Origin of the sequence: Saccharothrix sp. ST-888 (assembly GCF_000955975.1) — a bacterium.
In the GTDB taxonomy this organism is placed as follows: Bacteria; Actinomycetota; Actinomycetes; order Streptomycetales; family Streptomycetaceae; genus Kitasatospora.
This window is the reverse complement of the sequence record NZ_JYJF01001055.1, coordinates 1-274: the sequence shown is the minus strand read 5'-3', so window position 1 is coordinate 274 and position 274 is coordinate 1. Positions and strand designations below refer to the sequence as shown.

Genomic DNA, 274 nt, shown 5'->3' with positions numbered 1-274 from the left:
CACCGCCTTCGAGCCAGTAGCGCTGGCGCTGGAAGGCGTAGGTGGGCAGATCCACCCGGCGGGCGCCCTGGCCGGCGAAGACCGCCTGCCAGTCGACGGACACGCCACGCACGTACGCCTGGGCGAGCGCGGTGGTCACCGTCTGCGCCTCGGGGCGTCCCGTGCGCAGGACCGCCGCGAAGACGGCCTCCTCCGACGCGCCTTCCTGGCCCATCGCCGAGAGGGTGCCGTCGGGACCCAGCTCCACGTAAGTGCGGACGCCCTCGCCCTCAAG

The 274-nt window shown here is 73.7% G+C and carries 1 protein-coding gene; it reads right to left on the bottom strand.

The window, feature by feature from the left end; translation table 11 throughout:
- On the bottom strand, window positions 1-274 hold a 274-nt coding region (locus UK12_RS42795), incomplete at both ends, for a hypothetical protein (protein WP_045307367.1).